General features: G+C 66.4%; 20 protein-coding genes and 1 tRNA gene. 3 read left to right on the plus strand and 18 right to left on the minus strand.

Translation table 11 applies throughout. From position 1 onward, the window contains the following. Window position 1: 1 nt before the first annotated feature. Genes IGS74_RS02370 through bcsN form a run of 5 tightly spaced genes read right to left on the minus strand, consistent with a single transcriptional unit; the run spans window position 2 to window position 8,828 of the window. Complete coding sequence (locus IGS74_RS02370) at window positions 2-2,203, minus strand: tetratricopeptide repeat protein (RefSeq protein WP_192389069.1); 2,202 nt, start codon at window positions 2,201-2,203, stop codon at window positions 2-4. After that, window positions 2,200-3,243: a glycosyl hydrolase family 8 gene (locus tag IGS74_RS02375; protein WP_192391306.1), complete on the minus strand. Its 1,044-nt coding sequence runs from the start codon at window positions 3,241-3,243 to the stop codon at window positions 2,200-2,202. Before IGS74_RS02375 ends, IGS74_RS02370 begins: the two co-directional genes overlap by 4 nt. A gap of 2 nt (window positions 3,244-3,245) precedes the next feature. Next, entirely contained in the window at window positions 3,246-5,585 is a 2,340-nt protein-coding gene (locus tag IGS74_RS02380; RefSeq protein WP_192389071.1) for a cellulose biosynthesis cyclic di-GMP-binding regulatory protein BcsB, read from the minus strand. Further along, window positions 5,582-7,771 (minus strand): UDP-forming cellulose synthase catalytic subunit, encoded by a 2,190-nt coding sequence (gene bcsA, locus IGS74_RS02385; RefSeq protein WP_039195020.1) that lies wholly within the window; start codon window positions 7,769-7,771, stop codon window positions 5,582-5,584. The genes IGS74_RS02380 and bcsA overlap by 4 nt, the downstream gene beginning before the upstream one ends. Before the next feature lie 34 nt (window positions 7,772-7,805). Beyond that, window positions 7,806-8,828, minus strand: coding sequence for a cellulose biosynthesis protein BcsN (bcsN, locus tag IGS74_RS02390; protein ID WP_192389073.1), 1,023 nt, complete (start codon window positions 8,826-8,828; stop codon window positions 7,806-7,808). Between the two features lie 317 nt (window positions 8,829-9,145). On the opposite strand from bcsN, the gene tal reads away from it, so the two are divergent. After that, window positions 9,146-10,102, plus strand: coding sequence for a transaldolase (gene tal / locus IGS74_RS02395; protein ID WP_192389075.1), 957 nt, complete (start codon window positions 9,146-9,148; stop codon window positions 10,100-10,102). A 6-nt stretch (window positions 10,103-10,108) separates the two neighbouring features. Here tal and IGS74_RS02400 read toward each other — a convergent pair whose 3' ends face one another. From IGS74_RS02400 to hslU, 3 genes are all read right to left on the minus strand, one after another. After that, window positions 10,109-11,062 (minus strand): DUF1402 family protein, encoded by a 954-nt coding sequence (locus IGS74_RS02400; RefSeq protein WP_246723107.1) that lies wholly within the window; start codon window positions 11,060-11,062, stop codon window positions 10,109-10,111. Window positions 11,063-11,195: 133 nt separating this feature from the next. Then, a complete protein-coding gene (locus tag IGS74_RS02405; protein ID WP_192389079.1) occupies window positions 11,196-12,476 on the minus strand; it encodes a PQQ-dependent sugar dehydrogenase in 1,281 nt (426 codons plus the stop codon). Between the two features lie 137 nt (window positions 12,477-12,613). Next, the gene (gene hslU / locus IGS74_RS02410; protein WP_039195025.1) at window positions 12,614-13,921 is read right to left on the minus strand and encodes an ATP-dependent protease ATPase subunit HslU; all 1,308 of its coding nucleotides are present in this window, start codon (window positions 13,919-13,921) and stop codon (window positions 12,614-12,616) included. 209 nt (window positions 13,922-14,130) lie between these two features. Between hslU and IGS74_RS02415 the strand changes: the two genes are divergently transcribed. Beyond that, on the plus strand, window positions 14,131-14,877 hold the full coding sequence (locus tag IGS74_RS02415; protein ID WP_192389081.1) for a LuxR family transcriptional regulator: 747 nt from the start codon (window positions 14,131-14,133) through the stop codon (window positions 14,875-14,877). A gap of 15 nt (window positions 14,878-14,892) precedes the next feature. Here IGS74_RS02415 and IGS74_RS02420 read toward each other — a convergent pair whose 3' ends face one another. The 8 genes from IGS74_RS02420 to hisB are packed head-to-tail and all read right to left on the minus strand — an operon-like array spanning window position 14,893 to window position 19,968. Then, complete coding sequence (locus IGS74_RS02420; RefSeq protein WP_192389083.1) at window positions 14,893-15,378, minus strand: low molecular weight protein-tyrosine-phosphatase; 486 nt, start codon at window positions 15,376-15,378, stop codon at window positions 14,893-14,895. A gap of 3 nt (window positions 15,379-15,381) precedes the next feature. Then, window positions 15,382-16,338, minus strand: coding sequence for a type I pantothenate kinase (gene coaA / locus IGS74_RS02425; protein ID WP_039195027.1), 957 nt, complete (start codon window positions 16,336-16,338; stop codon window positions 15,382-15,384). Between the two features lie 2 nt (window positions 16,339-16,340). Further along, entirely contained in the window at window positions 16,341-16,670 is a 330-nt protein-coding gene (locus tag IGS74_RS02430; RefSeq protein ID WP_192389085.1) for a phosphoribosyl-ATP diphosphatase, read from the minus strand. 4 nt (window positions 16,671-16,674) lie between these two features. Beyond that, window positions 16,675-17,457, minus strand: coding sequence for an imidazole glycerol phosphate synthase subunit HisF (hisF, locus tag IGS74_RS02435; protein ID WP_192389087.1), 783 nt, complete (start codon window positions 17,455-17,457; stop codon window positions 16,675-16,677). Between the two features lie 58 nt (window positions 17,458-17,515). Next, the gene (hisA, locus tag IGS74_RS02440; RefSeq protein ID WP_192389089.1) at window positions 17,516-18,247 is read right to left on the minus strand and encodes a 1-(5-phosphoribosyl)-5-[(5-phosphoribosylamino)methylideneamino]imidazole-4-carboxamide isomerase; all 732 of its coding nucleotides are present in this window, start codon (window positions 18,245-18,247) and stop codon (window positions 17,516-17,518) included. Beyond that, a complete protein-coding gene (hisH, locus tag IGS74_RS02445; protein ID WP_192389091.1) occupies window positions 18,248-18,901 on the minus strand; it encodes an imidazole glycerol phosphate synthase subunit HisH in 654 nt (217 codons plus the stop codon). Between the two features lie 7 nt (window positions 18,902-18,908). Next, the gene (locus tag IGS74_RS02450) at window positions 18,909-19,358 is read right to left on the minus strand and encodes a DUF2628 domain-containing protein (protein WP_192389093.1); all 450 of its coding nucleotides are present in this window, start codon (window positions 19,356-19,358) and stop codon (window positions 18,909-18,911) included. A 1-nt stretch (window position 19,359) separates the two neighbouring features. Continuing rightward, on the minus strand, window positions 19,360-19,968 hold the full coding sequence (gene hisB, locus IGS74_RS02455; protein WP_039195038.1) for an imidazoleglycerol-phosphate dehydratase HisB: 609 nt from the start codon (window positions 19,966-19,968) through the stop codon (window positions 19,360-19,362). 168 nt (window positions 19,969-20,136) lie between these two features. On the opposite strand from hisB, the gene hslV reads away from it, so the two are divergent. Next, window positions 20,137-20,694, plus strand: coding sequence for an ATP-dependent protease subunit HslV (gene hslV, locus IGS74_RS02460; RefSeq protein ID WP_039195041.1), 558 nt, complete (start codon window positions 20,137-20,139; stop codon window positions 20,692-20,694). A 47-nt stretch (window positions 20,695-20,741) separates the two neighbouring features. Here the strand turns inward: hslV and IGS74_RS02465 are convergent. After that, window positions 20,742-20,817: transfer RNA gene (locus tag IGS74_RS02465), tRNA-Ala, on the minus strand. A 129-nt stretch (window positions 20,818-20,946) separates the two neighbouring features. Next, a complete protein-coding gene (locus tag IGS74_RS02470) occupies window positions 20,947-21,372 on the minus strand; it encodes a TIGR02300 family protein (RefSeq protein ID WP_192389095.1) in 426 nt (141 codons plus the stop codon). Window positions 21,373-21,383: the final 11 nt, after the last annotated feature.

The following is a 21,383-nucleotide window of genomic DNA, read 5'->3' on the forward strand; positions in this document are numbered from 1 at the left end:
GTCAGCGGCCTGTAGGCCGCATGGCCTCCCGGACCGCGGCCAGCCCGCGTATCCCTTCGCGGTTGCCGGTGGCCGCCACGGCCTTGAACACCCGCTCCGCATCGCGATAGCGGCGGAGCTGCATGTAGGAATAGCCGCGCAGCACCATCAGGTCGAGTTGCTCGGGCACGATCCGGGCCCTCTGGTCCAGCGTCATGATGGTTTCGACCGGGCGGCCGGCGTCGAAATTGCTGGTTGCGCGCTGCGACAGGATGGACCCCTCCAGCTCGATCCTGCGCGCGCGGGGCTGCGGCGCCATGGTGGCGGCGACAGCCGCCTTGTCCACCAGGTTCTGCCGAAGATAGGCCAGCGCCAGACCGTAGGCGGCATCCTGCCGGGTCGTCGGATTGGTCGTCTGGAGGCCAACTTCGAAGGCCGGAGCCGCCTCCATGGGGCGGTTCAGCTCCATCAGGCACCAGGCGCGGTTCAGCGCGGCCTGCGCCGACAGGGTTTGCGGCGGCACGAAGCCGCGACAGCCCGTCGTGCCGCCGCCACCGGATGCGGCCGCGCGCGGGGCGGGTGCCTGCTGCGGAGCGGGTGCCGGCTGCTGCCCGGGCACCGCCGGCTGTACCCTGGGCGCCGGTTCCGCATAGGCCATCGCCTGGGGCATAGGCTGGGCCAATTGCGGTACGGCTTGCTGCTGTTGAACCTGCGCGATGGGTTGCTGCGGCGCGGGCGGCAAGGTCTGGGCCGGTGCCGTCGCCGCGGCCGGCGGCGTGGCGCCCCGCCAGTCCCGTCCGATGTTTGCGATGCGCTCGGAACGTCCGGCCCATTGCTGCTGGATCGCCCGAAGGCCCGCCGCATCGCCCAGCCGCTGGCGTGTCAACGCCAGGCCGAATGCCGCCAGTTCGCCGTCGGGTTTCCACTCCAGGCTCGTCGTGAACCATTGTCCGGCGGTCTGGAACTGGTTGAGCGCATAGGAATACCAGCCGAGCTGCTCGGCGGTCGCGGCATCGCGGCCCGTCGCCACCTCCTGCACGATCCGCGCGAGAACCTCCTGGGGCAGGCTGACGGGCGGCTCGATTGCCAGGAGATTGGCTGCGGCCGCCAGATAGACCGAACGGGACTGGGTCGATTCTCCGCTGTAAGGCCGCATGGCGGCCTCGGCCTCGGCGAATTGGCGCAGGCCGATCAGCGAAAGGGCAAGCCCGCGCGCTGCCTCCGCGGTCGGCTCGCGCTCCGACGCCATGGAAAACCAGCGGCGCGCCTCGTCATAACCCTGACGCTGCACGTAGTACCAGCCGAGAAGCAGCGGGTCGTTCGCCGTGTCGGAGGCCTGCGCGGCCTCCTCGACCAGGCGCAGGTCGGCCTGCGGGACGGTTTCGTCGGGGTTGCTGCCGCCATCGGCGACGGCCTGACGTGCAATGTCCACGCGCACAGGCTGGAACTCACCCACACCGTTCTGGCCGGTCCGCTCGAGCGCCAGCAACTGCTGCAGGTCGCTTTTCGGAAGCAGCGGCAGCGCCATCTGGACCGTTGCGAGACGCTCGTTGGCGTCGTTGCAGTTGGTCAGGATGTAGCGGTAGGCATCGGTGGCCCGGCCCGGACGATCCGTCTGGGCGAAGGCGGCCGCCACCCGCCACAGCACGTCGACGTCGCTGCACGTCAGAAGGCTCGGATTTTCGGCCCCCAGGCGCACCACCGTCTCGAATTGCTTGAGATCGGATGCATTGATGAGCTGCTGCCGGGCCTCGGCCAGCGCAAGCCGGTCCAGAAGGTCGGCCGGAACCTGCCATGCCGGCTCGCGCGTCTGGCGCTGCGCGATCGCTTCGCGGACCTGGGGATACTGGCCCTGGGCATAGAGCTGCCACATCCTGTCGAGCTCCGGATCGCCGGCATCCTCGACGGCCAGCGGGTCGGCCGGCGGCGTCCAGTCCGGATAGAGCGACCGCAGGCGGGCGATCTCGGCCTCCAGCCGGCGCGTGTCGCCCTGCCGTGCAAAATAGCGCAGCGCCGTTTCGTCGACTTCCGGCACACCGGATGGAGCGGGGGCGCGGGCCGCAGCCGGGGCCGGAGCGGAAGTCGCCGGCGCCGGCGTCGCCTGCGCAAGAAGCCGGCTGTCGGGCGCCCGTGTCACGTCCGGCGCAAAGGGCGACAGGGGCCCCGATATGCCCAGGAGGGCGATCAGCCCGGCACCTGCGCCGAAGAGGCTCATATGGTTCATGACAGGCACTCCGGATGACGCTCGGCCACATAGGCGAGGGACAGGAGATGCAGCGTCGACGGATAATAGAGCGTGGGCTGGAACCGGCGCAGCTCGGCCGGAATGGCGGTTCCGTCCAGCGCGCAGGCGGCCAGCGCCGGCAGGATGCGGTAGCCGGGGTCGGTCAACCGTTCGGTGACATGGCCATTTGTCAGGTCGACCAGGTTGACGGCGGTGCCGTCCGGCGCCATCGCCGAAATCAGGCCGCGGATGAGCTCCGGCTCCGCGACCTCGCCGCGGATCAGATACAGCGGTATGCGGATCGCGTTATAGCCGAACTCGTCCTTGAAGCCCTTGGCGGGCCGGGGCACGGTCTGAACCGACAGCCATTCGGGCGGAAGCGGCCGGTCCGGGCCAAGTGAGCGCTTCGTCAGCGCGATGCCGTTTTGCGACAGGGCCTCCCAGTCGGTGCCCGGGGCCAACTGCCGAAGCACCGGGAAGGCCTCGAAAATCCAGTAGGACAGGTTGACGACGGGGCCATCGTCGCGTGCGTCGCGGCCATAGCCTTCCAGGCCCGGCAGAAGGATCGGCGCGCCGCCGTGCCCCACCACCACCGTGTTGCCGATCGAGGTGGCCAGCGCCGCGCCGGCGTTGGTCAGGTCCGCCCGCTGCCAGGCCCGGCCGGCAAGGCCGAGCGCGTAAGCGATAAGGATATCGCCGTCGCTGGCATTGTTGGGGTCGGTGACACGGGGCGTCGAAGCGGGGTCCCAGCGCCACATGGCCAGCCCGTCGTCGCGCAGCAGCAATTCGGTCCGGGTGAAGGACCAGATTCTTTCGAAATCGCCCCTGTTGTCCGCCAGGAATGCCAGCAGCATCCCGTAGCCCTGGCCTTCGCTGTGGCTGATGCGGCCGTTGGCGGTATCCACGACGCGCCCATTCGCCTCCACGAACGCGTCGGCATAGGCCTGCCAGTCGGCCGCGTCGATGGAGGCGGCCGCGGCGGGACCGGCCAGCGACAGCATGGCGAGCGCACAGGACAGGAGGGCTTTCAGGCGTCGGATCATCAGTGGCGCCCCAGGCGTTTGGTCAGCCACGTCGTCGTAACGCCGAGGATGATGGAAAACAAAACGAGCATTGCGGCGTACAGAAGAATATTCTCCGACAGGGCGTTTGCGGCCACCAGGCGCAGATTGGAGTAGGATAGCGGCTGCGTCTGGAAGAACTCGACATTGGACACCGGGACGTTCGCGTAGCTGTCGGTCGACGCGGTGTAGTTCATCAGGCGCCCGGTCAGCTCCGACCATCCGTCCGATCGCACCAGCCGGTCGATGCCGATCATCATGTCCTCGTCGGTGGCGGCGGTGGCGAGCGTCCAGGCCGCGTCGCCGCCGGGGCTGGCGCCTTGCGCCAGTATAAAGGATACGCCCGGCGCGGGCATGTAGGGCGCATCGTCGGACGGCAGCAGCCGCAGCGCGTCGAAAGACAGGTCGAATGTCTCGGACAGCCATTCGCGCAACCGTTCCACGGGATGCAGCCAGTTGGTCCCGACTTCGCTGCTCCACCGGTTCATGGCCGCCACGGTTCCGGCGGAAGCGGCGGACTGGCTGGTCGTGTCACCCCCGCTCACGCGCGCCTGCTCTGCGATGCCGACCGCCGCCAGGACGCCGACCGGTACCTGGGGCAACGTGTTGACGAACAAGGCATTGCGGTTGGACAGAGATGTGATGGGGATCGTCGTATCGATCTCGATCACCCGACCGGCCGCCAGGGCGAGACGGGAAACCAGCGTCGCCGTTGCTGCCAGCGTCTCGCGGCTGCCGCGATCCATGATGACGGGAAGGGGTTCGGCCAGGCGGTTATACGGGAATCCGGTGCCCCCAAGTGCCGACAGGTTGGGGCGCGTCCCGATCCGTGCAAAGTTGGGGATGTCGAAGGTCGAGGTGTCGAAGAGGGCGAAGCGGACATCGTTGCCGGCGCTTGCGCCCGGGGCGCAGACGGCGTCGCTTGCCGTCAGCAGCACTACTTCGATCGCGACGCGGTTCAGGCCCGGCCGGAAGTGCCGCATCGTGACGTTGACAGGCACCTGCCTCAGGATAGCGCCGCTGCCTGCCCCCAGTGGCACGGTGGTCGCGATATTGCCGTTCACATAGACGTCCAGATGGCTGCCGGGCAGGATATCGCGCGAGTAGGCGGCATCCAGCACCAGCCGGGCCTCGCCGTAGGCTTCGGCGTAGAAGTCCGAGGGGATGCCGATATTGAACTCGGTATTGAAGCGTCGACCGGAAAATTCGGACGTCGCAACGCCGAGCGTCGCGAGGCTGATGCTGGAGTTGCCTAGAACGAACGGTGCCTCCGGGTAGATCCAGCCATTGTAGGACAGAACGGTACGGGCGACCGCGACGGCGCGTTCGGACGGGGCGGTGATCTGGCGGATGGCGGCGTTGACGTCGGACCATCCGGCGCCGGTCACCAGCATGACCGTTCCGCCTTCGACGATGCCGGGCAGGAAATCGAGGGTGGCCGCGCTGCCCGCCTGGTCGGGCAGTTCCGGCAGGATGCGCCGGAGGGAGCCTGCCGGACCGAGCAGGACGACAGCCTCTCCCGGTCCCATTTCCTGCGGCAATTCCGAGATGACACGCACCGACTGGTTCGGCATCGCGGCCATCAGTGAAAGACCCTGCGCAAGCTGGACCAGGGGCTCCGCGGCCGAGCCCGTCTCCGCTGCGGGAACGACGATGGTGAAGCGGGTGGAACCGGTGGCATCGACGCCAAGGGCGCGAATATCCTCAAGCCGGCGCATCTGGCCCGCATCCGGGTCGGAGAACTGCACGAACGTGCGCGCCGTGGAAATCTCCGTCCACAGATCGTAGGTGGACGAGATGCTGCAATCCGTCCGATGCCGCATGGAGGCTTCGAACTGGATCAGATTATAGCCCGGCTTGAGAAGGCCGGGTGCGATGTCCGATGCGAGGTCGGAGACGGTGTCCGGAGAGGCTATGGCCTCGTCGACCAGCATCGCACCATTGATGCTGACGCGCAGCCGCGAGGCTTCCGGCGCCACGAAGATGGCATTCTGGTAGCCGATGCTCAGGCGGTTGCCGGCCGCGGCCTGTTCCGGCGTCAGGTAGATCGACCAGGCGCGTCGGGCCGTCTCGCCGGACAGCGTCAGGCGCTCGAACGGCGCGACGAACCGCTGGAACGGCCGGGCCTCCTCGACCGGGGCCGACGGCTGCGGAGCGCTCGGCGCGGCGATCGGCGGGGCGGCCGGCTGCTGCGGTACGGGGGCGGGGTCCTCGGGCCGCTCGTCGGACATGTCGAAGGGACTGGACTGGGCCACGGCGGGGCCGGCGCCGGACAGCGCGCACAAGAGTGCGACGAAGAGGGGCGCGAGACGGCACCTCATTGTGCCGGCGCCTGGATCGCGGCGGGCTTCTCGGCCCGGCCGAAACGCTGCCGGAACATGTAGAACAAGCCGCGCTGCGTCTGGAATATGGCGATCTGCAGGAAATACAGCGTACCGCGAATCACGCCCGGGTTCTTGCGACGCGATTGCTGGATGGACGACCACTGGTCGGAATTGGCGAAGACCAGGTCGGAGATGAGGCTGTACTGCAAGGCGGTCGCCGGTGCGAACTGGCAGCCGATGGCCGCGCCATTGCCGACGCGTTCCACGTTGCGGATGTCGATGGCAAGGGCGTCGCCGCGCATCGGGCGGCTGGGCTTGAACCGCAGGATCGCGCCCACATGCTGGCCGAGATCGGCGGGCAGGGTGCCGAAGACGCGGATGCGCGCGCCGGACACGGAAACGTCCTCGATGGTACCGGGAAGGACCTGTCCGTCCACCTCGATCTCGCAGCGGCGCTTGATCCGCACGCGCTGGGTCTGGCGCTTTGACGACCGCTCCGAAACGACGCCGAGCGCACATCCTGCGATCAACAGGTTCAACAGGTTCCAGCCACCGACCACCAAGGTCAGGTCGGCGCGATAGGGTTCGGTGTAGATGCGCCATATGGTGACGCCGACCGCGGCCAGAAGCACGAAGAATATGACGAAGAAGGGCAGGGCGATTTCCGACAGCCGGCTTTCGGAGATGGACTCGTCCTTGGCCGTCACCTTGAAGGTCGGCTTGCTGGGGTTCAGCATCACGGAAATGACGGCCGGCAGCAGGTGCACCGTCTGTACATACTCGTACAGCTCGGAAATCCATGGCCAGCGGAAATAGCCGTACATGTAGTTCTGCATCATGAGGTTCACGGCCATGTAGGTGAGCGTGTAGGCCAGGAACTCGCCGCCGGACGCAGTGAAGATCTCAAGGTCGAGGAACAGATAGAACAACGGCGCCACGAGGAACATCGCGCGCGGAAACGGAAACAGCCAGAACAGCGTCGACGACATGTAGCAAAGCCGTTGCGGCAGCGAGAGGCCGCGCTTCAGCGGCGGGAAGCGATAGCGCAGGATCTGCATCATCCCCTGCGCCCAGCGCGAACGCTGACCGATGAAGCTGGCGAAGGTGGCCGGTTGCAGCCCGGCGATCAGCGGCTTGTCCACATAGACGCTGTTCCACCCGCGTGAATGCAGCTCGATCGCGGTTTCGCAATCCTCGGTGATGCTGACGCCGGAAAAGCCGCCGGTCGTCTCCAGCGCCCTGCGGCTGAGCACGGCCGCCGAACCGCAGAAGAAGGCCGCGTTCCATTTATCCAGGCCGCGCTGGATAATGCCGTAGAACATCTCGTTCTCGGACGGCATATGCGTGAAGGTCCGCAAATTCCTTTCCACCGGGTCGGGGTTCAGGAAGAAGTGCGGCGTCTGGACCAGGAAAAGCTTCGGATCCTCGCGGAAATAGCCGACCGTCTCGCGCAGGAAATCGCGCGCCGGGGCATGATCGGCATCGAAGACGACGATGAGTTCGCCGGTCGAGAAGGCCATGCCGTTGTTGAGGTTGCCGGCCTTCGCATGCTCGTTGCGCTCGCGCGTCAGGTAGATGGCGCCCAGCGACGCGCACAGAGCCTGCAATTCCTTGTATCGGCGCTCGGCGCCCTGGGCCGACTCCGGGTCGTCCGCATTGCGCTTCTGCACCGTGCCGCCGTCATCCAGCAGCCACACCTTGAGCTTGTCGGCCGGATAATCCATCGCAAGGCATGCGGCCAGCGTATTGGCGAGAAGGCCGGCATCCTCGTTGTAGGTGGGTACGAAAACGTCGACGAAGGGCAGGTCCTCGGGCTTTTCGGCCGGGCGCGGCGGCCGCGGCGGTATCGGCGAGGCCACCACGAACAGGCTGAGGAACAGCATGAACACGCTGTACATCTCGGCCAGGTAGACCATGAGCCCGGGCACGAAATTTTCGGGCTGGTTGATGGGCGGCAGCGTGCTCGTCGTCCGCCAGTAGACGTATCGCAGCACGACGGCGGTGCCGAGCGCCAGCGCCACAAGCCGCCAGTTGCCCGAGAGCTTGAGCCCCTTGATGACGGCCATGGCGACAAGGATCAGCGCAACCGAGATAAGCTGCGTCTCGACGCTGACCGGCAGCGTGATCAACGAAATCGACAGCGCGGCGGTCAGCGCCCAGAGAAGGAAGGTGCCGGCCGTCATTCGCCGCCTCCCACGGAATCCCGGTGCGCGCGCCCTATCGGCATACGACGCCCTCCCCGCTCTCATGCGGCATGCAGAGCGGCGTGGACGGCCTGTCGCTTGAGGGCGGCGGCGACGGCGGGGCCGCCGGTACGGTGGGCATCTGCGCGGCCGGCGGAGGCGGCGGAACGGGCGTGCCGACCGGCGCCGGCAGCGGTGCCGACGACACCGGCGCGGGCTGCTGCACCGCTCTGCGCGCCGGCGCCGCGCGCCGGACGGTCGGTGCGGGTGCAGGCTCGGGATCGGCCAGCACCGGCTCGAAACCGCCGGCTGCTACGGGATAGATCGGATCGCCCGGGCGGCCGAGCGTCTCGGACGGGCCCGGCGGCTCCCCGTACGGGTTCCACTGATAATTGTCGAAGAAGGCGTTGATGGAGAAGCCGTACATCGTCAGCAGGAGCTGCTCTTCACTCTGGTTCGGTGCGCAAAGCCGCATGCGAAGCTGGATCGTGCCGCGCGCGCGCAGGATCAGCGTCGCATTGTCGACGCCGACGATGCGCTGCCAGGCGTAGAGGCATATATCGCCGCTGCCGGCGCGCCCGATGGCATAGGAAAACGTGCCGAAACGGTTCTGGACGTAGGTGGGCGACTGGCGCATGGGCACGCCGGGCATCGCGGCGGCGATCTCCTTGGCGACTTCGGACGCACGCAGCGGCCGGTCGTTCAGCGGACTGTCGCCTATGCCGGGGCCGGAATTGCCGACCGGGCCGAAGAACTGCACGAGGATGTAGTTCTCGCCGCTCTGGCCGCCCTGGGTTCCAAGCACGATGCGCTGCTCGGTGGCGTCCGTATAGCGCCGTTCGATAACACTGACGACCTGGGGCCCGCCCGGCGGCGGCAGCACGAAGGCACCCTCCGGCGGTACGTAACGGTAGCTCGAGGACAGGTCGGGTTGACCCGTCATGCACCCCGCAAGCAGCAGGCCCGCCAATGCCACGCATGTAAAACGCAGGAAGGATTTCGGTTGGCGCGGCATGGGCACGGGGCTGAAACACTCCTGTCGATCGTGCCGGACCATGGGGGACGGCTTCCGGCATATCCCCAACCTGCCGCCGCTACCCCTTTCGAATATACGGAAAAGGCGGTAGGCCGGATGCGAACAAGAGCATTTATTCCGTTTCGGAGTCGTGACGTCCAGTTGCCGCGATTGTGCACAGGAAAAATACCAGTGGTTGTGTCCGCGCAGCCACGTACAAATTTTAAGTATCCAGACTTCGCCTGCGTCCAATCGGTGTTTCCAAGCGCGGCAATGATTATGTAGTACGGCAGATATCCGATGATCCGGGGCCCGTATGGCGCCCCCATCGAATCGCAAGAAACGAGGTTCGAAAGGCAATGACGAGCAAGCTGCAACAATTGCGGGACATGACGGTGGTCGTGGCCGATACGGGCGACATCGAAGCCGTGCGCCGCCTCAAGCCCGTGGACTGCACCACCAACCCGACCCTCGTGCTCAAGGCCGTGGCGCTGCCGATGTTCGCCGAGAAGCTCGACGAGGCGGTGGCCTGGGGCCGCCAGCAATCATCCAGCGGGGACGAGCGCGTCGCCGCCGTGGCCGACAGGCTGGCCGTGTCCGTCGGCGCTGCGCTGAGCGAACTGGTGCCGGGGCGCGTCTCGACCGAGGTGGATGCCGACCTGTCCTTCGATACCGAGGCGTCGGTGGCCAAGGCGCGGCAGATCATCGAAGCCTATGAGCAGCGCGGCGTCGGCCGCGAGCGGATCCTCATCAAGCTGGCGGCGACGTGGGAAGGCATCCGGGCGGCGGAAATCCTGCAGCGCGAAGGCATCGACTGCAACCTGACGCTCATCTTCAACGAGGCGCAGGCCATCGCATGCGCCGATGCGGGCGTTTTCCTGATCTCGCCCTTCGTCGGCCGCATTCTGGACTGGCATGTCAAGCAGAGCGGCAAGACCTTCACCCCGGAAGAGGATCCGGGCGTCCAGTCGGTGCGCAGCATCTATCGTTACTTCAAGGCGCATGGCGTCAAGACGGTGGTGATGGGCGCTTCGTTCCGGTCCGCGGGAGAGGTCGAGGCGCTGGCCGGCTGCGACCGCCTGACCATTTCGCCGGCCCTTCTGGACGAGCTGGACAAGGACCAGGGAACGCTGGAGCGCAAACTGTCGCCCGATGCGGGTGGCGAGGCGCCCGAACGCCGCTCCTACGATGAAAAGGCGTTCCGCTGGGCGATGAACGAAGATGCGATGGCAACGGAAAAGCTGTCCGAGGGTATCCGCTCCTTCGCTGCCGACCTTGCCAACCTGCGCCGGCTCGTGGCCGAGCGCCTTGGCTGACCGCCCTTAGCGGAACAACGCGCGCAGCTCGTCTTCCTTGTCGTTGACGAGCCAGCCGTAATAATTTTCCTGCGGCAGCCGCTTCGGCTGCCGCGCGGCCGCCCTCTGCCGGTTGTCGCGCGCCAGGGTCGAGGCCCGCGCCACCGGATTTCCAAGGTTGTAGAGCGTCGCGACGATGCCCGGATTCTTCGAGATGTCGAAGCCGGCGATGGTGCGATAGGCCGTGATGGACGATCGGATGACAGCCGCCATATAGGCCAGCGTCTTGTCTGGATCCATGATGGCGGCGTAGACGCCCGCCGCATCCGCGGGGTCCAGTTCCGGATAGCCGGATACCCGATGCACGACATCCGAAACCGACAAGGCCGTCAGCGGGTTGAGCTGGCCGAGGCCGAAGGTCTGCCCGGCATAGTAGGGCTGGAAGAAGGTGGCGCCGAACCGCTGGTTCGGATAGCTGCGACCGTCCACGGTGCGGCCCCGAAAATTGGCTTCGAAGACCGTTTCCCGGCAGTTCCACAAGGCTTCGTCACTGCGGGAGGCATCACAGGCGCGGAACGGCTCGCGCGACAGGAAGTCGGTCAGCGACTCGCCCTTGTAGGCGAAGGTCAGCCCCGACTGGAGGTAGGATGTCGCCTTGACGTAATAGGTCTGCAGGCGATCCAGCGCATCGACATTGTAGGTATGCTCGCCCACCAGCGCGCCGGCGATATGGACCGGGTCGATGGAGTAGCGCCGCGATACGGCGACGATCTTCGTCCGCAAATCCTTGTCGTGCTTGAGAAGATCGTAGATGCGCTGGTACTTGGTGTCGAAGGTCGTGCGCAACTGCCGCGTCCGGCTGTGGGAGCCGCCGGGCACGGCCGGCTGGCTGGCGTTGCGGTTGCCGGGGGGCACCAGATCCTGTGCCGCGGCCGCGACCGGGGACAGGCCGACCAGAACGGCGAGGCAAAGGGAAAGCATGCCGGGAAGCCGACGCGTGAACCGAACCATCGCTGACATTATCCGGAAGATTGCAGGCGCGCCGATATCCGGCGCGCAACAAAAAAGGGTGCGCGCTGAATAGCACGCACCCCCTGCCGGTACAATCGGAAGGTTAATCGGCTGCCTTGGTGAGGCGGATGATGCTGCTGTCGCCGCCGCCGCGCGCTTCCGTCACGGCGTAGACCGCACCATCGGGTCCGACGCGCACGTCGCGGATGCGGGCATCCAGCGGCACGCGCTCTTCGGACGCCACGCGGCCATTCTCCAGATGCACCACCACGACGCCCTGCGAAACGAGGCCGCCGATCAGCATCGCCCCCTCCCATTCGGGAATGGCATCGCCCTCGTACAGCGCCATGCCGGACGGGCCGATGACGGGATCCCAGTAATAGACCGGTTGCTCCATGCCCTCGGCGGCGGTCAGCCCGTCACCCACTTCCGCGCCGGAATATTCCACGCCATAGGTGATGACCGGCCATCCGTAGTTCAGCCCTGCCTCGGGCATGTTCAACTCATCGCCGCCCTTCGGCCCGTGCTCGACAGTCCAGAGGTTGCCCTCTGCGTCCAGCGCGGCGGATTGCAGGTTGCGATGGCCGTAGGACCAGATCTCCGGCAGCGCATCGGCCTGGCCGGCGAAGGGGTTGCCTTCCGCCGCCTCACCGTCGGGGGTGATGCGGAACACCTTGCCGAGGCCGCTGGACAGGTCCTGCGCCTGGACGCGCGGTTCCGGGTCCGACCGCTCGCCGACGGTGACGAACAGGTTTCCATCGGGCGCGAAGACGAGGCGCGAGCCGAAATGCTTGTCGCCATCATAGGTCGGCATCTGCCGGAAGATGATATCGACATCCTCAAGCGTGGCGTTATCGCCGTCTTCGACGAGCCGCGCCTTGGCGACGCTGGTGCCGTTGCCGCCGTCGCGCGGCTCCGAGAAGGAGAAATAGATCGTCTGGTCGCTTGCGAATTGCGGGCTCAACGCAATGTCGAGAAGGCCGCCCTGCCCGTCGGAGGCCACCTCGGGCACGCCGGCGATCGGCTCGCCGGCTTCGCCCTCGGCGGTCACGATCATCATCTCGCCTTCCTTGGCCGAAACGAGCATCCGGCCATCCGGCAGGAACTCCATCGCCCAAAGGTGCGGCAGTCCCTCGGCGACCACTTCGGTGACGATCTGCGGCATCGAGCCCGGCTGGGGCGCGCGTGTCTGGTCGGCGCTGGCGGGTTGCTGGTCCGGTGCGTTGGGCGGGTTCGTCTCGACAGGCGCGCCGGGCGCAGCCGTGGTTTCACCCGTGGCCGGCGCCTGCCCTTCGACATGCCCGAGGCCGGAATTATCCGTCTGGGCGAAGGCCGCGCCTGTCAGAAGCGCCGTCGAAGCCAGAAGTGTCGTAAATCGCGTCATATGGGTCCCGTTTTCGAGATTGGTGGTGCTCGAAGAACCTAATGACCAAGGCGGCACTCCGTTTCCGAAGCGCCGCCCTTATCGCCTACACGATCTCAACACTCATTCGTGAATGGTATGCGTTACCAATCAGGGGGTTAGAGGATGAAGCGGGACAGGTCGGTGTTGCCGGCGATGCCGTCGAGCGCCTTGTGGACATAGGCGGCATCCACGAGATGACGCTCGCCACCCCGGTCCGGGGCATCGAACGAAATCTCGTCCAGCACCCGCTCCATCACCGTCTGAAGACGCCGGGCGCCGATGTTTTCGACGCTCGCATTCAGGGCCACGGCGATATCGGCCAAAGCGTCGATCGCATCGTCGGTGATCTCGAGGTCGACATTCTCCGTCTTCAGCAGGGCCACATACTGCTTGATCAGCGAAGCCTCGGTCTCGGTCAGGATACGACGGAAATCGTCCTTGGTGAGCGCCTGCAGCTCCACGCGGATCGGAAGCCGGCCCTGCAACTCGGGCAACAGGTCCGACGGCTTGGACACATGGAATGCGCCCGAGGCGATAAACAGGATATGATCCGTCTTCACCGGCCCATGCTTGGTGGCGACGGTCGTACCTTCCACGAGGGGCAGGAGATCGCGCTGCACGCCTTCCCGGCTGACACCGCCGCCCATGCCGTCCTGTCGGTTGGCCACCTTGTCGATCTCGTCGAGGAAGACGATGCCGTTGTTTTCGACCGCGGCGATGGCATCGGACACCAGCGCCTCGTTGTCGAGCAACTTGTCGGATTCCTCGTTGATCAACAGCTCGTAGCTTTGGCGTACGGTGGTGTGCATCTGCTTGGTGCGGTTGCCCATCGCCTTGCCGAACATCTCGGACAGGTTCAGCACGCCGATATTGGCGCCCGGCATGCCCGGAATGTCCATGCCGCCCATCGGGTTGGACGTATCGGCAACCTCGATATCGATCTCCTTGTCGTCGAGCTCTCCGGCACGCAACCGCTTGCGGAAGCTGTCGCGCGTGGCCGGCGAGGCCGTCTTGCCGACCAGGGCGTCGAGAACCCGCTCCTCGGCGCCGCGATGGGCCTTGGCGCGGACCTCTTCGCGTTTCTTGTCGCGCACGAGCACGATGCCGATCTCGACCAGGTCTCGGACGATCTGCTCGACATCGCGGCCCACATAGCCGACTTCGGTAAACTTGGTCGCTTCCACCTTGATGAACGGCGCGCCGGCCAGACGGGCAAGGCGCCGCGAAATTTCCGTCTTGCCGACGCCGGTGGGGCCGATCATCAGGATGTTCTTCGGCATCACCTCTTCCCGAAGCGAGCCTTCGAGCTGCTGCCTGCGCCAGCGGTTGCGCAAGGCGACGGCGACGGCGCGCTTGGCATCGTTCTGGCCGATGATGTGGCGGTCGAGTTCGGAGACGATCTCGCGGGGTGAAAAGTCGGTCATGATCTTTCGCTTGTCCGGAAATTGGGATGGCCCGGCCGGGCCTGTCGGACGACAGATGGGGACACCGACCGAATTTTGCCAATGGCAGCGCCGCCCCCACCCAAAATGGCCTCAAAAAGCTGGGTATGAGCGAATGGGCGATGCGATGCCGATTCATTCGGCACCCGATCGCGCTTAAGGTCAGACTCTGGGGCAATGAAGGAACCGGCATGCCGTTCGACGAAGGCAGGGCGTCAACCGCAGCAAGCCAGGCACTGAGCGACATGCTGGACATGCCGTGGCCATGGGCCGCGTCGGACGTATCGCGCGTGCTGGGCAGGGTTTGCCATGCCTACGGTTTCACGCATGGCGCCCTGTCCGTCTTCCATGGCACCGAAACCGGGCAGGGCGAGTTGCGTGCCGTCGCCAGCAACTGGAGCGACCCGTTCCGCGACGGCTTCGAACGGCTCGGCCTCGGCCGCTATTCTCCGGTCATGCGCGCGCTGAAGGCCGATCCATCGCCGTTCGTCTGGGACATCGAAAGTCTCTTCGGCCATACGCCGGGCGGCGAGCCGGCCGACGAAACGGTCAGCTTTCTGTTGTCGTGCGGCCATGTGCATGGCCTGTTCCTGCCCGTCCACGGCCCCGGCGGGCTGCAGGGTGCCGGCGTCTTCGGCGGCGCGCATCCAGCCTCCGATGCCGCGGCGCGCGAACTGCATTGCCTGACATTTACCCTGTTCGGGATCCTGTCCGCCTGCCGGCTGGAGGAAAACCGCTCCAACAACCCCTTGTCGCACCGCGAGATGGATTGCCTGCGCCTCGCCATGCTGGGCAAGACCTCGTCCGAGATTGGGCAGAGCCTCGGCGTCTCGGAGCATACGGTGTCGCAGCATCTGGCATCGGCGACCCGCAAGATGAACGCCGCTAACCGTACCCATGCGGTGGCGATGGCCGCACAGCTCGGCTACCTCAGCTAGGCCGACGCCCGGGCCCTACCGGCTCTGCGCGCGGTGGTTTTTTTGCAAAAGCGCGACGAGCGCCTCCGCGCCGGCCGTCACGTCGTTCCAGGTGGTGTCGAAGCCACCGGCATCGCCGTAGTACGGGTCGGCGATGGGCTCGCCCTGGCGGCCGGGAACATGGTCGAGCAGCATCGACAGCTCAGCTGTCGCGCCTTTCGGCCGCATGGCTTCGAGGTCGGCGAGGTTTTCGCGGTCCATCGCCACGATATGGGTGAAACGCTTGAAGTCGTCCGGCGTCACGCGGCGCGCACGCTTGGCCGTCATGTCCAGCCCCGCCTTGCGCGCCACGGCCTGGGCGCGCGGGTCGGGTGCGTAGCCGAGATGGTAGGTGCCGGTACCGGCGGATTCGATGTCGGCGTCGACCCCGGCGCGCTCTGCGGCCGCGCGGAAGGCGAACTCCGCCAAGGGCGAGCGGCAGATGTTGCCGAGGCAGACGAACAGGACGGACGGGCGCTTCATAGATCAGATCTTCCGCAAGGCGACCTGCTCGACGTGGTGCAGCCCGCCCTTGCGCAGGATGAGATCGGCGCGGGGGCGTGTCGGCAGGATATTCTCATAGAGGTTGCGGGCGTTGATGTTGCTCCACAGCCCTTCGGCGATAACCAGCGCCTCGTCATCCGAAACCTTGGAATAGCGATGGAAGAACGAGCCTTCCTGCCGGAACGCGGTCTCGCGCAGCTTCATGAACCGCGAGACGTACCAGCGGCGAAGGTCCGCCTCGTCGGCGTCGATGTAGATGGAGTGATCGAAGAAATCGGAGACGAAGGGCACCGCCTTTCCGTCCTTCGGCATCTCGCGCACCTGCAGGACGTTCAAGCCCTCGAAGATCAGGATGTCCGGCCGGTCGACCGTGATCGTCTCGCCCCGCATCACATCGTAGTGGAAATGCGAATAGACGGGCGCCCGCACCTCCGGCGCACCGGCCTTGATGTCCGACAGGAAGCGCAGGATTGCGCCGACATCGTAGCTTTCCGGAAAGCCCTTGCGCTGCATGAGACCCTCGGCTTCCAGCACCGCATTCGGGTAGAGGAAGCCATCGGTGGTTATCAGGTCCACCTTCGGCGAACTCGGCCAGCGGGCCAGCAATTCCTTCAGGATGCGCGCCGTGGTCGATTTGCCGACCGAAACGGACCCCGCGATGCCGATGATGAAGGGGGTCTTGCGCTGTTCCGGGCGGCCCAGGAAGCGCTGCCGTTCGCGAAACAGAAGCTGCATCGCCTCCACATGCGAGGACAGGAGGCGTGATATCGGGAGGTAGATGCGCGCCACTTCGTCGAGGTCGATCGCGTCGCCCATCGAGCGCAGCCGGTTCACTTCCTCGGCGGTCAGGGTCAGCCGTTCGTCGGCGCGGAAGCCACCCCATTCCTGGGCGGAATAGAAGCGATAGGGTGACAGGCCCGACGGCGACATCTGGTCCATGGTCAGGTCCGCGCCCCCCGCGCGGCCTTCTCCTCCAGCCCCGTCAGCGCCGTGCGGCGGGCCAGTTCGGCCTCGACGGCCGCCAGCGGGATACCGCGCAGATGCAGTAGCACCATGAGGTGGTAGAGAAGGTCGGCGGCTTCGCTCGTCAGCGCCTCGTCGCTTTCCTCGAGCGCCGCGATGACCGTCTCGACCGCCTCTTCACCGAGCTTCTGCGCAACCTTCGGCATGCCGCGCGCCGCAAGCTTTGCGGTATAGGAGGAGGGGTCGTCGCTCGATGCCCGCTCGCGGACGCGCATTTCAAGGTCACGCAGCGTAAAATCCGTCGTCATCGTCTCAGTGTCCGTCCAGGCGCATCGACAGGCCGGCCGCCGCCATATGGCGCTTCGCCTCGCCGATCGAATGGGTGCCGAAGTGGAAGATCGACGCCGCGAGCACGGCCGTCGCGTGCCCCTCGCGGATGCCGTCCACCAGATGGTCCAGCGTACCGACCCCTCCGGAAGCGATCACCGGCACGTTCACGGCATCGGCCACGGTCCGGGTGAGCTCGATGTCGAACCCGGCCTTGGTGCCGTCCCTGTCCATCGATGTCAGGAGCAGCTCTCCCGCACCGAGCGCGGTGACGCGCCGCGCGAACTCCACCGCGTCGATGCCGGTGCGCTCGCGGCCGCCATGCGTGAAGATTTCCCAGCGCGGGGCCTCGTCGGCGACGGAGACGCGCTTGGCGTCGATGGCAACGACGATGCACTGGTTGCCGAATTTGTCGGCCGCCTCGGCGACGAACTCCGGTCGCTTCACCGCTGCCGTGTTGATGGACACCTTGTCGGCGCCGGCCAGCAGCAGGCGGCGGATATCGGCCACCTCGCGCACGCCCCCGCCCACCGTCACCGGCATGAAGCAGGCCTCCGCGGTCCGCGCCACCACGTCGTACAGCGTGTCGCGCCCATCCGATGAGGCGGTGATGTCGAGGAAGCAGAGCTCGTCCGCTCCGGCGGCGTCATAGGCGCGCGCCGCCTCGACCGGGTCGCCCGCATCGATGAGGTCGACGAAGTTGACCCCCTTGACGACACGGCCGTCCTTGACGTCGAGGCAGGGGATGATCCGGCTTTTCAGGCTCACGTGACGTGGGTTCCGCTTTCTGATCTCCGCAAGGCCGCTTATGCGCCTTCCGGACGGTTCACCGCAAGATGCGCAGGGCCTCGGCAACGTCGATACGCCCGTCATACAGCGCCCTGCCGGAGATGGCCCCCTCCAGAACGGCGGCGTCCGGCGCGGCAAGGCGCTCGATATCGGCCATCGAGGCGAGGCCCCCGGAGGCGATGACCGGAATGCGCACCGTATTGGCAAGATCGATCGTGGCCGGCCAGTTGATGCCGGCCAGGATGCCGTCGCGGTCGATATCCGTGTAGATGATGGCCGACACGCCGGCATCCTCGAAGGCGCGCGCCAGTGTCGTCACCTCCAGTTCGGATGCTTCTGCCCAGCCTTCCACCGCCACCTTGCCGCCACGTGCATCGATGCCGACGGCGATGCGGCCTGGAAACAGCCGCGCGGCCTCGCGCACCAGATCGGGCCGGCGTACCGCAACGGTGCCCAGGATGACGCGGGACAGACCGCGTGCCAGCCAGCCTTCCACCGCGTCGAGGCTGCGGATACCGCCGCCGAGTTGCACCCGGACGTCATCGCCCACGGCGGCCAGGATGGCGTCCACCGCCGAACCGTTGACCGAGCGTCCCTCGAAGGCGCCGTTCAGGTCCACGACATGGAGATGCGCGAAGCCCTGGTCGCGGAAGGTGCGCGCCTGGGCGGCGGGATCGTCGTTATAGACGGTGGCCTGGTCCATGTGGCCGAGCTTCAGCCGCACGCACTGGCCGTCCTTCAGGTCGATCGCCGGAAAGAGATGAGGCATTCAGGGCCTCCAGCCCAGGAAATTGGCAATGAGCGCCAGGCCGAGGGCCTGGCTCTTTTCGGGATGGAACTGCACGCCCGCCTTGTTGCCCTCGGCCACCATGGCGGTGACGGGACCGCCATAATCGGCGGTGGCAACCACCTGCGCGGGCCTGGCCGGAACGAGATGATAGGAATGGACGAAATAGGCGTGCAGGCCTTCGGACCCGGTCGGAATGCCGGCCAGGAGGGCGTGCTCGGACGTGACGTCGATCGTGTTCCAGCCGATCTGCGGGATCTTCAGCGTCGGATCGGCCGGAACGATGGGCTCCACATCGCCGGCGATCCAGCCGAGGCCCGGCGTAATGGTCTTTTCCAGGCCGCGTTCCGACATGAGCTGCATGCCGACGCAGATACCCAGGAACGGCGTCTCGCGGCGCTCGACGGCGTCGCGCAGGGCCTCGACCATGCCGGGCACCGCGTCGAGCCCGGACCGGCAGTCGGCATAGGCTCCGACGCCGGGCAGGACGATGCGGTCGGCGACACGCACGCGCTCGGGGTCGTTCGTCAGGACGATCCGGGCATCGATACCGTTATCGGCGGCGGCCCGCTCGAAAGCCTTGACCGCCGATCGGAGGTTGCCCGACCCGTAATCGATGATGGCGACGGTTTGCATGGCCGGTTCAGCCTCCGATCGGGTCGAGCAGCGTGCGCACCGCCCGCGCCGCCTGCCGGCCGGCCGGCGTCAAGGCGATGTGCCGGGCCGGCGCCTCTTTTGCGGCGCCTTCGGCGTAGATGCGCTCTGCATCGTCGAGGCGATCGGCGTTCAGGATCGCCGTTTCCGTATAGCCGAGGCGTCTGAGCTTCGCGATGCGCCATGCCGGCCCCTCCAGCGCGACGAGCGCGCAGAGCGCCAGGATGGCGAATTGCCCGTAGCCGGAACCGACGGCGCGAAAGGCGAAAGCCACCGCTGCCGAGGCCGCGACGAAGCCGAGCGTCGCCAGCCACAGGCGATTCCACAACAGCCAGACGAATGGAAACAGAAAGGCCAGCCAGGAAAACCGGTCGCGTACGAAAACGGCTTCGGCCGCGGGCAGGCGCGACGGCGGGTCCATGACGACGAAGCGTGTCATCTCAGGCCAGGACCCCCTTGGTGGAGGGGATCAGGTCGGCCTGTCGCGGGTCGATGGCAAGCGCCTCGCCCAGCACGCGGGCAACCGCCTTGAAGCAGGTTTCGGCGATGTGATGCGCATTGTCCCCGTACAGGGTCTCGATATGCAGCGTCAGCCCGGCGTTCTGTGCCAGCGCCTGGAAGAACTCACGAACGAGCTGCGTATCGAAGGTGCCGATCTTCTCGGCCGTGAACCGGGTGCGGAACACCAGGAAGGGCCGGCCGGAGACATCGACGGCGGCGCGCGTGAGGCATTCGTCCATGGCGAGGTCCAGTGAGGCGTAGCGCCGGATGCCCCGCCGCTCGCCCATGGCCTTGCGCAGGGCCTGGCCCAGCGCGATGCCGACATCTTCGACCGTGTGGTGATCGTCGACATGCAGGTCGCCCTCGGCGGCCACGGTCAGGTTCATCAGCGAATGGCGGGCGAGATGATCGAGCATATGGTCGAAGAAACCGACGCCGGTGGCGACGTCGGCGCGCCCCTGTCCATCGATCTCCACCCGAACGCGGATGGCCGTTTCCTTCGTGGTGCGCTCGATCGCTGCATCGCGCCGCCCGGCCGTGTCGCCCATGACCGCTTGTCCCTTAACGCTGTCGATGGGCGATCCTGTAGGCCAAACTCGGCTGGGAGGAAACCCCGGCCGTACGCGCCGGTTTGCGCGCGCGGCCGCCGCAACCCATATGACCGGGCAAAGGGCCGCCCAGGCGGCGCATGACACAAGGAATCGGCGATAATGAGTATGGAACAGCACGATCCGGCCAAGATGTACGGCACGACGATCGTGACGGTGCGCAAGGGCGGCAAGGTGGTCGTGGCAGGCGACGGGCAGGTGTCGCTCGGCAATACGGTCATGAAGGGCAATGCGCGCAAGGTGCGGCGCATCGGCAAGGGCGGGCAGGTGATCGCCGGCTTCGCCGGCGCGACGGCGGATGCCTTCACCCTGCTGGAGCGCCTGGAAGGCAAGCTGGAACAGTATCCGGACCAGCTCATGCGCGCCTGCGTGGAACTGGCCAAGGACTGGCGCACCGACCGCTATCTGCGGCGCCTGGAGGCCATGATGATCGTGGCCGACAAGAGCGTCACCCTGACGCTGACGGGCAATGGCGACGTATTGGAGCCGGAAGGCGGCGTCATCGCCATCGGCTCGGGCGGCAATTATGCACTGGCCGCGGCCCGGGCGCTGGCCGAGACGGATCTGTCGGCAGAGGAGATCGCCCGTCGCGCCATGCGCATCGCAGCCGAGATCTGCATCTACACCAACGACAACGTCGTGTTGGAAAGCCTCGACGAGGCGTAAAGGAAAAGGGCCGATCCCCGTTGCGGAGATCGGCCCTTTCTTCAAACTGGTGGAGCCAATCGGGATCGAACCGACGACCTCTTGAATGCCATTCAAGCGCTCTCCCAACTGAGCTATGGCCCCAGGCGAAGCACCGGCGTTTCCGCCCGGCGTCGCGCTGTGTGCGGCTTCGTATTGGAATGCCGGTTGAAGATCAAGCGCTATTTGTCGCTTTTTCTCCGCCGGCCTTCACAGCCGCCCGGGTTTTACCGGTCAGGCGTCGTCTTCGTCGTCGCGACCGCCGCCGATGATGTCGGTCATGTCGTCGTCTTCGTCCTCGTCCTCTTCGAGGAAGGTCGAATCGTCGTCGCCGTCGTCGTCGACCACGATGCCGTCGTCATCGTCGCCGTCGACGTCGGGCAGATCGTCCTTGCCGTTGTCATCGTCCTCGTCGATGTCGTTGATCGAGACGGTCTCCTCGTCGGTGTCGGCCACCTCCGTATTCTCGTTCTCGGTCTCGTCTTCCGTGCGCGGGGCAGCGGCGCGGCTGCGCGACGGCGCGGCCTTGATGGCCTCGAAGAAGGAGAGGGGATATTCCTTGCCCGTAAAGGGCGAGACGATGGGATCCTTGTTCAGATCGTAGAATTTGCGGCCCGTCTCGGGATCGACCCGTTTGGTGCCGAGTTCTGGTTTCGCCATCTTGTCCTCGT

The sequence above is a fragment of the Aureimonas sp. OT7 genome (genome assembly GCF_014844055.1).
GTDB lineage: Bacteria > Pseudomonadota > Alphaproteobacteria > Rhizobiales > Rhizobiaceae > Aureimonas > Aureimonas altamirensis_A.

Excerpts from the sequence above, each read along its gene's own strand:
- IGS74_RS02380 (WP_192389071.1), bottom strand. The coding sequence starts at position 5,585 with ATGAGGTGCCGTCTCGCGCCCCTCTTCGTCGCACTCTTGTGCGCGCTG.
- hisA (WP_192389089.1), bottom strand. The coding sequence starts at position 18,247 with ATGCCTCATCTCTTTCCGGCGATCGACCTGAAGGACGGCCAGTGCGTG.
- IGS74_RS02420 (WP_192389083.1), bottom strand. The coding sequence starts at position 15,378 with ATGAAGCGCCCGTCCGTCCTGTTCGTCTGCCTCGGCAACATCTGCCGC.
- hisH (WP_192389091.1), bottom strand. The coding sequence starts at position 18,901 with ATGCAAACCGTCGCCATCATCGATTACGGGTCGGGCAACCTCCGATCG.
- IGS74_RS02400 (WP_246723107.1), bottom strand. The coding sequence starts at position 11,062 with ATGCTTTCCCTTTGCCTCGCCGTTCTGGTCGGCCTGTCCCCGGTCGCG.
- tal (WP_192389075.1), top strand. The coding sequence starts at position 9,146 with ATGACGAGCAAGCTGCAACAATTGCGGGACATGACGGTGGTCGTGGCC.
- IGS74_RS02450 (WP_192389093.1), bottom strand. The coding sequence starts at position 19,358 with ATGACACGCTTCGTCGTCATGGACCCGCCGTCGCGCCTGCCCGCGGCC.
- hslU (WP_039195025.1), bottom strand. The coding sequence starts at position 13,921 with ATGACCGACTTTTCACCCCGCGAGATCGTCTCCGAACTCGACCGCCAC.
- IGS74_RS02430 (WP_192389085.1), bottom strand. The coding sequence starts at position 16,670 with ATGACGACGGATTTTACGCTGCGTGACCTTGAAATGCGCGTCCGCGAG.
- bcsN (WP_192389073.1), bottom strand. The coding sequence starts at position 8,828 with ATGGTCCGGCACGATCGACAGGAGTGTTTCAGCCCCGTGCCCATGCCG.
- coaA (WP_039195027.1), bottom strand. The coding sequence starts at position 16,338 with ATGGACCAGATGTCGCCGTCGGGCCTGTCACCCTATCGCTTCTATTCC.
- hslV (WP_039195041.1), top strand. The coding sequence starts at position 20,137 with ATGGAACAGCACGATCCGGCCAAGATGTACGGCACGACGATCGTGACG.
- IGS74_RS02415 (WP_192389081.1), top strand. The coding sequence starts at position 14,131 with ATGCCGTTCGACGAAGGCAGGGCGTCAACCGCAGCAAGCCAGGCACTG.
- IGS74_RS02405 (WP_192389079.1), bottom strand. The coding sequence starts at position 12,476 with ATGACGCGATTTACGACACTTCTGGCTTCGACGGCGCTTCTGACAGGC.
- hisB (WP_039195038.1), bottom strand. The coding sequence starts at position 19,968 with ATGGGCGACACGGCCGGGCGGCGCGATGCAGCGATCGAGCGCACCACG.
- IGS74_RS02370 (WP_192389069.1), bottom strand. The coding sequence starts at position 2,203 with ATGAACCATATGAGCCTCTTCGGCGCAGGTGCCGGGCTGATCGCCCTC.
- IGS74_RS02470 (WP_192389095.1), bottom strand. The coding sequence starts at position 21,372 with ATGGCGAAACCAGAACTCGGCACCAAACGGGTCGATCCCGAGACGGGC.
- bcsA (WP_039195020.1), bottom strand. The coding sequence starts at position 7,771 with ATGACGGCCGGCACCTTCCTTCTCTGGGCGCTGACCGCCGCGCTGTCG.